The 11,683-nt window shown below is 71.6% G+C and carries 11 protein-coding genes; 6 read left to right on the top strand and 5 right to left on the bottom strand.

From position 1 onward, the window contains the following. Positions 1-29 precede the first annotated feature (29 nt). Together ABFJ78_RS19235 and ABFJ78_RS19230 are read right to left on the bottom strand one after the other, a co-directional pair. The gene (locus tag ABFJ78_RS19235; RefSeq protein ID WP_436387708.1) at positions 30-1,973 is read right to left on the bottom strand and encodes a S9 family peptidase; all 1,944 of its coding nucleotides are present in this window, start codon (positions 1,971-1,973) and stop codon (positions 30-32) included. Positions 1,974-2,026: 53 nt separating this feature from the next. Then, a complete protein-coding gene (locus ABFJ78_RS19230) occupies positions 2,027-2,989 on the bottom strand; it encodes a TerC family protein (protein ID WP_436387707.1) in 963 nt (320 codons plus the stop codon). A gap of 305 nt (positions 2,990-3,294) precedes the next feature. Here ABFJ78_RS19230 and ABFJ78_RS19225 point away from each other — a divergent pair, with 305 nt between their 5' ends. The 4 genes from ABFJ78_RS19225 (at position 3,295) to ABFJ78_RS19210 (ending at position 8,243) form a co-directional block, all read left to right on the top strand. Next, positions 3,295-6,162: an alpha/beta fold hydrolase gene (locus ABFJ78_RS19225; RefSeq protein WP_436387706.1), complete on the top strand. Its 2,868-nt coding sequence runs from the start codon at positions 3,295-3,297 to the stop codon at positions 6,160-6,162. Next, positions 6,159-7,082, top strand: coding sequence for an ABC transporter permease (locus tag ABFJ78_RS19220; protein WP_436387705.1), 924 nt, complete (start codon positions 6,159-6,161; stop codon positions 7,080-7,082). Before ABFJ78_RS19225 ends, ABFJ78_RS19220 begins: the two co-directional genes overlap by 4 nt. A 158-nt stretch (positions 7,083-7,240) precedes the next feature. Next, the gene (locus tag ABFJ78_RS19215; RefSeq protein WP_436387704.1) at positions 7,241-7,477 is read left to right on the top strand and encodes a hypothetical protein; all 237 of its coding nucleotides are present in this window, start codon (positions 7,241-7,243) and stop codon (positions 7,475-7,477) included. A 31-nt stretch (positions 7,478-7,508) separates the two neighbouring features. Continuing rightward, complete coding sequence (locus ABFJ78_RS19210) at positions 7,509-8,243, top strand: enoyl-CoA hydratase/isomerase family protein (RefSeq protein WP_436387703.1); 735 nt, start codon at positions 7,509-7,511, stop codon at positions 8,241-8,243. On the opposite strand, the gene ABFJ78_RS19205 is transcribed toward ABFJ78_RS19210, so the two are convergent. Further along, a complete protein-coding gene (locus ABFJ78_RS19205; RefSeq protein ID WP_436387702.1) occupies positions 8,240-8,743 on the bottom strand; it encodes an SRPBCC family protein in 504 nt (167 codons plus the stop codon). The two genes, ABFJ78_RS19210 and ABFJ78_RS19205, sit on opposite strands and share 4 nt — an antisense overlap. A gap of 222 nt (positions 8,744-8,965) precedes the next feature. Between ABFJ78_RS19205 and ABFJ78_RS19200 the strand changes: the two genes are divergently transcribed. Both ABFJ78_RS19200 and ABFJ78_RS19195 read left to right on the top strand, forming a co-directional pair. Further along, positions 8,966-10,357, top strand: coding sequence for a S28 family serine protease (locus ABFJ78_RS19200; protein WP_436387701.1), 1,392 nt, complete (start codon positions 8,966-8,968; stop codon positions 10,355-10,357). A 61-nt stretch (positions 10,358-10,418) separates the two neighbouring features. Beyond that, a complete protein-coding gene (locus ABFJ78_RS19195; protein WP_436387700.1) occupies positions 10,419-10,808 on the top strand; it encodes a VOC family protein in 390 nt (129 codons plus the stop codon). Positions 10,809-10,961: 153 nt separating this feature from the next. Here the strand turns inward: ABFJ78_RS19195 and ABFJ78_RS19190 are convergent, their stop codons facing one another. Further along, the gene (locus tag ABFJ78_RS19190) at positions 10,962-11,360 is read right to left on the bottom strand and encodes a type II toxin-antitoxin system VapC family toxin (RefSeq protein ID WP_436387699.1); all 399 of its coding nucleotides are present in this window, start codon (positions 11,358-11,360) and stop codon (positions 10,962-10,964) included. Then, positions 11,357-11,632 carry a type II toxin-antitoxin system VapB family antitoxin gene (locus tag ABFJ78_RS19185; RefSeq protein WP_436387698.1) on the bottom strand — a complete coding sequence of 92 codons (276 nt, stop codon included), beginning with the start codon at positions 11,630-11,632 and terminating at the stop codon, positions 11,357-11,359. The genes ABFJ78_RS19190 and ABFJ78_RS19185 overlap by 4 nt, the downstream gene beginning before the upstream one ends. Positions 11,633-11,683: the final 51 nt, after the last annotated feature.

Below are 11,683 nucleotides of genomic sequence, written 5' to 3'. Positions count from 1 at the left end.
CGTTCGCAGGCGCCCGGCGGCGACACAAGCTACAGGTGCCGGCCCCACCACTCGAGGATCGCCTCGAAACGCTGGACGCGGTGCCGGGGCCGGCCGGAGCGGGACAGCTCGTGGCCCTCGCCCGGGAACAGCAGCAGCTCCGCCGGCGCGCCCGCGCGCCGCAGCGCGACGAACATCCGCTGCGCCTGCTCCAGCGGGCAGCGCCAGTCCTGCTCCGAATGCACCACCGCGAACGGGATCTTGATCTGCGCCGCGTACGAAAGCGGCGACTTCTCGCGCTGCACTTCCGGCGAAGTACCGATGTACGCGTCGACGAAGAAGTAGCCGATGTCGGAGCTGCCGACCATCGAGTCCCACGCGTTGACCGCGCGCTCGCTCCACGCCGCCTTGAAGCGCTCGCCGTGGTGGGCCGCCAGCCAGCTCGTCATGAACCCGCCGTACGAACCGCCCATGATGCCGACGCGGGAAGCGTCCAGGTCCGGCCGCTCGAGGGCCTTGTCCAGCAGCGCCAGGACGTCGTCGACGTCGACCGTGCCGAAGGCCTCCGTGATTGAGTGGCCGTGGGCCTGGCCGTAGCCCGCCGACCCGCGCGGGTTGCCGAGCACCACCGCGTAGCCCGCGGCCGCGTACACCTGGGCCTCGTCGAACACCGCCCAGTCCTGCTGGGTGAACGGGCCGCCGTGCACCACGCGCAGCACCGGGTGCGGGCCCTCGCCCTCGGGCAGCACCAGCCAGCCGTGCACGGGGTAGCCGTCCGGCGCCGTGGTCTCCAGCTCGATCATCGGCCGGATGCCCTTGTCGCGCAACGGCTTCGAGTAGTCGGTGAGCACCCTTGGCTCGCCGTCGCCGAGCAGCGCGACCTCACCCGAGGTCGACGGCGTCGCGATCACCGCCGCCAGTACCGCGCCGTCGAGCGTGAACGACCGCAGGGCCGTGCGGTCCGCGTAGACCACCGGCAGGTCGGCCAGCGGGGCGTCCGCGGCGGCGAAGGGCACCGCGCGCAGCTCCACCGCGCCGCGGTTGCGGACGGCCACCAGCACGTCGCCCTCGCGCGGGGCCGGCGGTCCCGCCGACGCCTCGCAGTCGACCGTCTCGATGTCGGTGAGCCGGCGCGCCTTCACCGGGCCGGCACCGAACTCGGGCGTCGCCGCGTACAGCCCGGTCATCGCGGCTTCGCGGTGCTCGTCGAACGACTGTCCGAAGTAGAACAGCGTGCCGTCGGCGGCGAACGCCGGACGCTCGCAGTAACCCACGCCCCGCACGAGAACTTCGGGCTCGCCGCCGGACGCGGAGATCGCGCAGACGTCGCGGTGGTCGCTCTCGGCCGCACCCCAGTCCGGCGGCGCGGTGAAGACCACGCGGGTGCCGTCCGGCGTCCAGACCGGGCCGGTCACGTCGAAGCCGTCACCGGTCAGCGGCTCCGGGTCCGGCGCCGCTTCGTCCAGCGCGTCGACGACGAACAGCCGCTGCATGCGGTCGCGCAGGAAGCCGATGTCGTCGATGCGGTAGTCCATGCGCGTGATCCGGCGCGGGGCCTCGGCGGCCGGCTCCGGCGTCTCGCCGTCGGCGTCTTCGGTTCCGTAGCGGCCGGGCTCGGGCACGCGCGCGGTGAAGGCGATCCGCCGCGAGTCCGGCGCCCACACCGGCTCGCCGGCGCCGAGGTGCAGCGACGTCACCCGCCGCGCGTCACCGCCGTCGGCCGGCATGACGTGCAGCTGCGGGCTGCCCTCGGCTCCCTTGCCCTCCCCCGCGCGGAGGAACGCCACCCAGCGCCCGTCCGGGGAGATCGCGGGCGCCGAGTCGCGCGGACCGTGCGTCCACGCGGACTCACCGCCGTCGAGCGAGACGCGGCGCAGCGCACTGTGCGCGGCGTTCGTCTCGAGGTCGGGCTTCTTCAACGCGGTGAGCAGCAGGTTCCCGCGCAGCGCGGGACGGCCGGGGGCGACGAGGGCTTCGATGTCGGCAGGACGCACGTCCCCGACCGTACCCGAAATCCTTAGCCCTGCGAACGACCTAAGGTCGGGTCTTACGCGGCGACCTGCTTGCGTTCGTCACGCCGGGCCTTCGCCAGGCTGGCCACCGTGGTCACGGACAGCACGACGATGATCACCCCGAGGGAGACCCAGTTGTTGATGTCCAGCCAGTCCGGCACGACGTGGTACTCGTGCAGGGCGTGCAGGAACAGCTTCGCGCCGATGAACGCGAGGATCACCGCGAGGCCGTAGGTGAGGTAGACCAGCTTCGTCACCAGGCCGCCGAGCAGGAAGTACAGCTGCCGCAGGCCCATCAGCGCGAAGGCGTTGGCGGTGAAGACGAGGAACGCCTCCTGCGTGATGCCGAAGATCGCCGGGATCGAGTCGACCGCGAAGAGCAGGTCGGCCGAGCCGATCGCCACGATCACCAGCAGCATCGGCGTGATCATCCGCTTGCCGTTGAGCTTCACCGTGTAGTGGTGGCCGTGGTAGTCGTCGGTCACCGGCGCGATCTTGCGGACCTGCCGGGTGAGCGCGTTCTCGTGGTACTCCTCGTCCTCGCCCTTGCCGCGCAGCATGCTGATCGCCGTCCAGACGAGCACCGCGCCGAAGAGGAAGAACACCCAGACGAACTGCTCGATGAGCGCCGCGCCGATCGCGATGAAGACGCTGCGCATGGCGAGCGCGAGCAGGATGCCGACCAGCAGCACGCGGTGCTGGTGGATGGCGGGCACCTTGAACGACGCCATGATGATCATGAAGATGAACAGGTTGTCGACGCTCAGCGAGTACTCGGTGATGTACCCGGTGAAGAACTCGACGCCCGGGTCGTGCCCGGCGAAGAACCACACGCCGGCGCCGAAGAGGATCGCGCAGGAGATGTAGAAGATCACCCAGCGAGCGGCTTCCCCCGTGGTCACTTCGTGCGGCTTGCGATCGACGATGACCAGGTCCAGCGCGATCAGCGCGAGCAGGCCACCGATCGTGGCGATCCACAGCCACAGGGGGACAGTCATGGAACCAGAACCTCCGGATAGTGCGCAGCAGCAACTAACCGGAGGTCTCTCCCGCCGGTGACGAACACCGGCCGACGGTGCCGGGGGCGCAGGGCCACCGTGCTGACGACACCGCCGCGAAGGAATACTCCCCTCACAGCGCGTCCAGTTTGCCGGTTCCCCCCGCCCGAGCGCCAGCCGGGGTCGCGCACGTCACCAGGTTGGTCCCGTAATTCCGGTCACCCGGGTCCACCGGGCGGTCCCGGACGTGTGATCGACGTGAGGTCCGGGCGACACTCTCAGCAAAGCTCAAATAGGTTTCTCCCGTGCCCCGACTCCCGCTCCCGCGCACCCGCGGAGCCCGCCTCACCGCGCTCGCCGCCGTCGTCGTGGTCCTGGCCGCCGGCGCGGTCTTCTGGATCACGCGGCCCGCCGCGCCGGCCGCGGTGCCCACGCAGGACGCGCTGATCGACCTGCCCGCCGCCCCCGGCTCGGCGGAGCAGGTCAAGATCGACACGACCACCTACCTGCCCGCCACCGTGCCCGCGCCCGCGGTGCTGCTCGCGCACGGCTTCGGCGGGGACAAGACCAGCGTCGCCGACGACGCCCGCGAACTCGCGCGGAAGGGCTTCGTCGTCATGACGTGGTCCGCGCGCGGGTTCGGCAAGAGCACCGGCAAGATCGGGCTCAACGACCCGGACGGCGAGGTCGCCGACGCGAGCCGCCTGATCGACCGGCTCGTCGCGCAGCACCAGGTGACACTCGACGCGAACGGCGACCCGAAGGTGGCCGTCACCGGCGCGTCCTACGGCGGCGCGCTGTCGCTCCTGCTGGCCGGCACGGACCGGCGGGTCGACGCGATCGCCCCGGTGATCACCTACAACGACCTCGCGCAGGGCCTGGTCCCGAACGCGGCCACGCCCGCCCGGACGGCGTCGGGCACGCCGGCGGCCGGCGCGTTCGCCACCGACGGCGTGTTCAAGAAGAGCTGGGCCGGCATCTTCTTCTCGGCGGGTTCGGGTGCCGCGGCGAGCGGTTCGCCGTCGGCCGAAGCCCCCGAAGCCGGGCAGGAGACCGACACCGGGTCCGCCGGCGCCGCCGGGACCGCCGCCGCGGCCGCCGTCCCCGCCGTGCCCCCGGGTGCCGGCGGCGGGCGCCCGAGCGGACCGGCCGACCCGTGCGGCCGCTTCACCGCCGCCGTCTGCCGCGCCTACACCGAGCTCGGCACCACCGGGCAGGCGAGCCAGGCGAGCGTCGACCTGCTGCGCCGCGTCGCCCCCGCGTCCGTGACGGGCAAGATCACCGTGCCGACGCTGCTGGTGCAGGGCGAAAGCGACACGCTGTTCGGCCTCGACCAGTCCGACGCCACCGCGCGGCAGATCACCGCGGCGGGCGGCAAGGTCAAGACGATCTGGTACACCGGCGGCCACGACGGCGGCAAGCCCGGACCGCAGCTGCGCGCCAAGATCGGCGACTTCCTGTGGAGCGCGGTCAACGGCGGCGACCCCGGCACCGGATTCAGCTACGACGTCCAGGGCACGTTGCGCGCCAACGGGACGCCGTCGGTCCGCACGGTCAACGCGGCCGCCTACCCCGGGCTCACCGGCCCGGCGACCGAGCGGCGGATGCTCGCGATGTCCGGGCCCGCGCAGTCGATCGTGCGCCCGGCCGGGGCGAACCCCTCGGCGGTGAGCGGGATCCCCGGCCTCAACGGCGTCGCGAGCAGCACGTCGAGGCTGGGCGCGCTGTTCAGCAACGACCCGCCGGGCCAGGCCGCGCAGTTCACCACCGCGCCGGTCGACGGGCAGGTCGTCGTCAGCGGCTCGTCGACCGTGCGGCTGCAGGTCGCCGCGGACCCGGCGCACCCGCAGCCGGACGCGGTGCTGTTCGCGAAGCTCTACGACGTCGGCCAGGACGGCTCCCGCGTGCTGCCGGCGAACGCGATCGCGCCGTTCCGGGTGAGCGGGCTGCCCGCCGACGGCACGCCGGTCGAGGTCACCGTGACGCTGCCGGGCATCGTCCGGCCGATCGAGGGCGGGCACTCGCTGCGGCTGGTCGTCGGCACGACCGACCAGGCCTTCGCCGCCCCGGCCGCGCCCGCGGTGTTCCGGGTCGCGCTGGCCGGTGGCACCGCGCTGGCCGTGCCGGTCGTCCCCGGGACGTCCGTCGGCTCGCCGGCGCCGGTCGGGCAGCTGGTCGGCATCGCCGTGACGCTGGCGATCGGCCTGGCCGCGGTGCTCTTCGCGGCGCTTCGCCGCCGCCGGGCCACCGACGTCGACCCGGCGCTCGCCACCACACCGCTGGTCATCGAAGGATTGCGCAAGCAGTACGCGGGCGGCTTCGTCGCGGTGAAGGACCTCTCCTTCCGCGTTGAGCCGGGCCAGGTGCTGGGCCTGCTCGGGCCGAACGGCGCGGGCAAGACGACCACCCTGCGGATGCTGATGGGCCTGATCACGCCGACCGAGGGCAGCATCCGCGTGTTCGGCCACAAGATCGCCCCCGGCGCGCCGGTGCTCTCGCGGATCGGTTCGTTCGTCGAGGGGTCCGGGTTCCTGCCGCACCTGTCCGGCCGGGCGAACCTCGAGCTGTACTGGGCGTCGACCGGGCGGCCCGCCGAGAAGGCGCACTTCGCCGAAGCGCTGGAGATCGCCGGGCTCGGCACGGCCGTCGACCGCCGGGTGCGGACCTACAGCCAGGGCATGCGGCAGCGGCTGGCGATCGCGCAGGCGATGCTCGGCCTGCCGGAGCTCATGGTGCTCGACGAACCGACCAACGGGCTCGACCCGCCCCAGATCCACCAGATGCGCGAGGTGCTGAAGCGGTACGCCGCGACCGGCCGCACGGTGGTGGTGTCCAGCCACCTGCTGGCCGAGGTCGAGCAGACCTGCACGCACGTCGTGGTGATGCACCGCGGTTCGCTGGTCGCCTCGGGCGAGGTCGGCGAGCTGGCCGCGGCGGGCGGCGAAGCGACGTTCCGGGTCGACGACCCGGCGGCGGCCGCCGCGGCGCTCAAGGCCGAGGGCGGGGTCACCTCGGTCGACGTCGAGGGCGACCTCGTGCACGCCGATCTCGACGGACTGCCGCGCGCCAAGGCCGTGGCGGTGCTGGTCCGCGCCGGCGTCGCGGTGGAGCAGGCCGGGCCCCGGCGCCGGCTCGAAGACGCGTTCCTGCAACTGGTCGGAGAAGAGTCGTGAGTGAGGGTGTCCACACCGATCCGCACGCGCTCGACGAGCTGAGCGACGTCGCTTCGGCCGAACACGCCGGCGTCGGAGCGGACGGCGCCGTCGAGGGCTACAGCGCCCGGCGGACGCTGCGGCTCGGCGTCGAGCTGCGGCGCCAGCTCAAGCGGCGGCGCACGCAGTTCCTGCTCGGGTTCGTCGCGATCCTGCCGTTCATCCTGGTGATCGCGTTCGAGCTGGGGCAGTCGAACCCGAACCGGCGCAGCGGCGGGTTCGTCGACCTGGCCACGGCGTCGGCGCCGAACTTCGTCGTGCTGGCGCTGTTCGTGTCCGGGACGTTCCTGCTGCCGATGATCGTGGCGCTGTTCTTCGGCGACACGATCGCGAGCGAGGCCTCGTGGTCGAGCCTGAAGTACCTGCTGGCCGTGCCGGTGCCGCGCCAGCGGGTGCTGCGGCAGAAGGCGATCGTCTCGGGGCTGCTCTCGGCGTTCGCGCTGGTGCTGCTGCCGTTGGTGTCGCTCGGTGTGGGCGTGCTCTGGTACGGCGCGGGCGACGCGATCAGCCCGACGGGGGACGCGGTGTCCTTCGGCGACAGCCTGCTGGCCATCGCACTGTCCACCGGGTACATCATCCTGCAGCTGGCGTGGGTGGCCGGGCTGGCGCTGGCGCTGAGCGTGTCGACCGACGCCCCGCTCGGCGCGGTCGGCGGCGCGGTGCTGGTGGCGATCCTGTCGCAGATCCTGGACCAGATCACGGCGCTGGAAGGGCTTCGGAACTACCTGCCGACGCACTACGCGTTCTCGTGGATGGACCTGATCTCGACGGACGTCGACTGGACCAACCTCGCGAGCGGCCTGCTCTCGGCGGTGATCTACGGGACCGTGTTCTTCCTGTACGCCGGGCGGCGGTTCGCTCAAAAAGACATCACCAGCTGACGCCCGCGGCGGGCGTACGCTGCGGAAATGTCGACCGTGGAATGAGGCTTATTCTGGCCAGGCCGCCGCACCCCGCCCGCCAACCGCGGCCCAGGGCGAAGTCATGCGGCGGCCGACGGCTGAATAAGCCTCACCGGCACCAGCCGCCCGCTCCGCTGGTGAAGACGCTCAACGTGGTGCTGCGGCGGGTGCTGCCCAGTCCGCTCGGCCGCGGCGTCCGCGAGTTCATGCTGCTCGCGTTCGCCGGCCGGACCACGCCGATGCTGGGCCTGCGCCGGGCCGGGCGCGAGATCGGCCTGAAGTTCCCGGCCGGCCGGCTGCCGACCCTGGACGAGGTCACCGAGCTGGCGCGGCGGAACTGTTTCGGCGTCGTCCGGTTGAGCGGTAAAACCTGAGCGGGCGGCCGCGCCGGGGTACGGTCTGGCCGTGCCGATCACCCTGGAACGCCACCACGACGTCGCCGTGCTGCGGATCGACCACGGCAAGGCCAACACGCTCGACACCTCCTCGTGCCGCGAACTCGTGCTCCGGATGGAGGAGGTGTCGGAGGCCCGCGCGGTCGTGCTCACCGGCACCGGCCGGATCTTCTCCGCGGGCGTCGACCTCAAGCGGATCCACGACGGCGGCGCGGCCTACGTGTCGGAGTTCCTGCCGCTGCTGTCCGACGCCCTGCTCGCCGTGTTCGGCTGCCCGCGGCCGGTGGTCGCCGCGCTGAACGGGCACGCCATCGCCGGCGGCGCGGTGCTCGCCGCGGCGTGCGACCACCGCGTGCTCGGCGCGGGCACCATCGGCGTGACCGAGCTGCTCGTCGGGGTGCCGTTCCCGTTGGCCGCCCTGGAAATCCTGCGCTGCGCGTACGGCACCGCACCACTGCCGTCGCTCACCTACTCGGGTTCGACGTACGACGGTGCGGACGCGCTGGCCCGCGGCCTGGTCGACGAGCTGGCGGACAACGCCCTCGAGCGGGCGCTCGCCGTCGCGGACCGGCTGGGCAAGCTGCCCGCGGAGCCGTTCGCGCACACCAAGGCCCAGATCCGCCAGCCCTTCCACGAGCGGATCGCCGAGTACCGCCACAGCGACGACCCCGAGGTGGAACGGCTGTGGCGGGCCCCGGCGGCACTCGCCGCCGTCAAGTCCTATGTGGACGGAGTGCTCGGCTAGGCGGCGCGGACGCCGCTCTCGGCGAGGGACTTGATGCCCTCGACCGTCTTCTGCATGTTGCCCTGCAGCTCGCCGAGGCGCATCGCGACGATCTCCTCCTCGTGCTCGGGCATCGAGCCGATGATCGCCGTCAGGTTGGACGGGCCGGGGCCGATCTGGGCCCACTGGCGCAGGATCGTGCCGTCGCGGTCAGGGATGAGCTCGAACTTCCACGACGCGGCCGGGTTCGTCACGTCCATCACGGCCCACGCGAACAGCCGCTCGGGCTCGTAGCCGGTGACGGTCGAGACCGTCTCCCACTCCCCGGCGACCGGGTGGGAGTTGCGGCCGCGGAACTGCGCGCCCAGGCCGGGTTCGGCGCCGTCGACCCAGCCGCCGCCCTGGAACTCGTTCGAGAACCGGGCCGGCAGGTCGACGTCCAGCAGCCAGGACCAGACCTCGGCCGGCCGCGCTTCGATGCGGACTTCGACCTGCGTCGTAGGGCAGTCGGAAACCTTCATGGCGGACCCCTCGCTCGATGCCGGTGCCTACGGATTCGGACCGTAACGTGGCGCTGATCACCCGGACAACTCGCACGGTGCCCGCGGTTGCGCACGGTTGAGGACGCGCGCGCCACCCGACGAAAGTCGGAACCTGACCGATTCTGCGCCCGGACAGCCGATTGCCGACCGCGCCCGGTTCTGTGAGGGTCCCACGTGGGATCGAGCCGGGGAGGGTGCTCCATGCGCAGACTTTTCACCGCCGTGGCGGCCGTGCTGATGGCGGTGGGCGTGGCGCCCGCCGCGAGCGCGGCGCCCGACATCGAGACCGCGCTGGCGCGGATCCCGGGGCTGACGGTCGTCAAGGAAGACCCCGCCCCGGCCGGCTACCGGTTCTTCGAGCTGACGTTCACCCAGCCGGCCGACCACCGCCACCCCGGCGCGGGCACGTTCCAGCAGCGGTTCACCCTGCTGCACCGCGACTTCGCCGCCCCGACGGTCGCCTTCACCAGCGGCTACAACGTCAGCACCACGCCGAACCGGTCGGAGCCGACGCAGATCGTCGACGGCAACCAGCTTTCGATGGAGTACCGGTACTTCACGCCGTCGCGGCCCCAGCCGGAAAACTGGGCGAAGCAGCTGACGATCTGGCAGGCCGCCGCGGACGAGCACCGCGCGGTGCAGGCGTTCAAGGCGATCTACCCGGGCAAGTGGCTGGCCACCGGCGGCAGCAAGGGCGGCATGACGGCGACGTACTTCCGGCGCTTCTTCCCCGACGACGTCGACGCGACGATCCCCTACGTCGCGCCGAACGACGTCATCGACCCGGTCGACGTCTACAACCGGTTCCTTTCCCGCGTCGGCAACGACCCCGCGTGCCGCGACGCGTTGAAGGCGATCCAGCGGGACGCGCTGAAGCGGCGTGACGAGCTGGGCGTGATCGCCGCGGCGGACGCGGCTCGCCGGGGGTTGACGTTCTCGATCGTCGGCTCGGCCGACAAGTCCCTCGAGATCTCGGTGATCGACTCGTACTTCGCGTTCTGGCAGTACCAGAAGCAGGCGGACTGCGCGACGGTGCCGGCGCCGGGCGCGCCCGCGGCCGACGTCTACGCCTGGTACGAGAAGGTCGAGAGCCTCAACACGTACTCCGACCAGGACCTGGCGCCGTACATCCCGTACTACTACCAGGCGGCGGTCCAGCTGGGTTCGCCCGAGGCGTACGACGGCTACCTGCGCGACCTGCTGCGCTACCCGGGCGCGGACCAGCCGAAGACGTTCGTGCCGGCATCGATCCGGCTGCCGCGGTTCGACTACCTGGCGATGCCCGACATCGACTTCTGGGTGAAGTCCCGCGGCACGCGGCTGCTGTTCGTGTACGGCTCGAACGACCCGTGGGGCGCGGAGCCGTTCGAGCTGGGCTTCGGCAGCCGGGATTCGTACCGCTACTACGTGCCGGGCGGCAACCACGGGTCGAAGATCGCCCAGCTGCCCCCGGCGGACGCGGCGGCGGCGACCGCGACGGTCCGGCGCTGGGCCGGCCTGCCCGCGACGGCGTCGTTGACGGCCCGCAGCGCCCCGGCCGGGTTCCCCGACTTCGACGCGGACCTCACCCTTTCGGCGCGGCCACCGCTGTGAGTTTCCCCGGGCCGGGCGTAGTCTCACGGCACCGTTGCCGGCCCGGCCCGAGGAGGCGCGCATGCCTCGTCCCGTCCACTTCGAGATCCACGCGGGCGAACCCGAACGCGCGGTGGCGTTCTATTCGGCGGTGTTCGGCTGGAAGTTCGAACGCTGGGGCGAGGCGCCCTACTGGGTGATTTCCACCGGAGAAGGCAACGGCATCGACGGCGGCCTGGTCCCGCGCGTCGGCCCGCCGCCGGCGGAATCGGCCCCGGTGCACGGGTACGTGAACACGATCGCGGTGACAGACCTCGACGCGGCGCTGGCTTCGGTGAACGACGCGGGCGGTTCGCTGGCGCTGCCGAAGAATTCGGTGCCGGGCGTGGGGTGGCTGGCGTACTGCACGGACACCGAGGGCAACATTTTCGGGATGCTGCAACCGGATTCCGAAGCACCGGCGCCGGGCTAGGGCCGTTTCCCCTTCGGCAGCCGGCGCACGACGTCGTCGTAGGAAGCGTCGATGACGGTGACGGCATCCGGGTGCCGTTCCGGGACCTCGGCGGCTTCTAGGTCTCCTCGGCACCGGCCTTGCCGAGGCAGTGGGCGACGACGGCTTCGATGTTCACGACTCGAGCTTCACCAGCTCGAGGTCGGTCTGGGGGAAGTCGTCCCCGATGCACAGCAACGGTTCCCGCGCGATCTTGGCCGTGGCATAACAGTGACAGTCGCCCAGATTGAGTTTCGCCGAGTGCCTGCCCTTCCCGAACCGGTGGAATGCCTCGATGGCGACTTCGGCGTGGCGATGATCGAACGGAATGGTGACCACGCCCCACTCCTGCAGGAACCGCTCGAACAGGCTCTTGCCCCGCATTCCGAACTTCGCCATCAGGACGATCCCTGCCTCCGCCCTCGTCGGCGCACCGATCTTGGGCTCCGGATCCGCGACCAGCGCCCGTGCGAGGGCGCCGCTCTCCGGCTCGCGGTTGATCATCGCGATGATGGCCGATGAATCGATGATCACACGCCCTCCGGTCCAAAACCGAGAATCTCTTCCTGCTCTTCCTTGGTGATCGGCACTCCCAGCTGGTCCGCGGGCAGCTGGGACCAGACCTCGTCCTCCAGGAAGCGACGCATCCGTTCCAGCCGCTCCTCGGGCGTCTCCCTGTCCGCGACCAGCTTGGCCCTCAATTCGCGCAGGGCAGTGCGCACCGCACCCGTCTTGGTGTCGCCCGTCAACTCGGCGACTTCGGCGGCCAGGCGCTCGGTTTCCGGATCCTTGATGTTCATCGCCATGGTGTAATGGTACCGGCGATGGTGTAATGATTCCACTGTCTGCTCTTGCCG

This window comes from Amycolatopsis sp. MEPSY49 (genome assembly GCF_051337345.1).
Classification (GTDB): Bacteria; Actinomycetota; Actinomycetes; order Mycobacteriales; family Pseudonocardiaceae; genus Amycolatopsis.
This window is presented reverse-complemented; position numbering and strand designations above follow the sequence as displayed.

Coding starts and splice junctions, on each gene's coding strand:
- ABFJ78_RS19230 (WP_436387707.1), bottom strand. CDS start 2,989: ATGACTGTCCCCCTGTGGCTGTGGATCGCCACGATCGGTGGCCTGCTC.
- ABFJ78_RS19205 (WP_436387702.1), bottom strand. CDS start 8,743: ATGAAGGTTTCCGACTGCCCTACGACGCAGGTCGAAGTCCGCATCGAA.
- ABFJ78_RS19200 (WP_436387701.1), top strand. CDS start 8,966: ATGCGCAGACTTTTCACCGCCGTGGCGGCCGTGCTGATGGCGGTGGGC.
- ABFJ78_RS19195 (WP_436387700.1), top strand. CDS start 10,419: ATGCCTCGTCCCGTCCACTTCGAGATCCACGCGGGCGAACCCGAACGC.
- ABFJ78_RS19185 (WP_436387698.1), bottom strand. CDS start 11,632: ATGGCGATGAACATCAAGGATCCGGAAACCGAGCGCCTGGCCGCCGAA.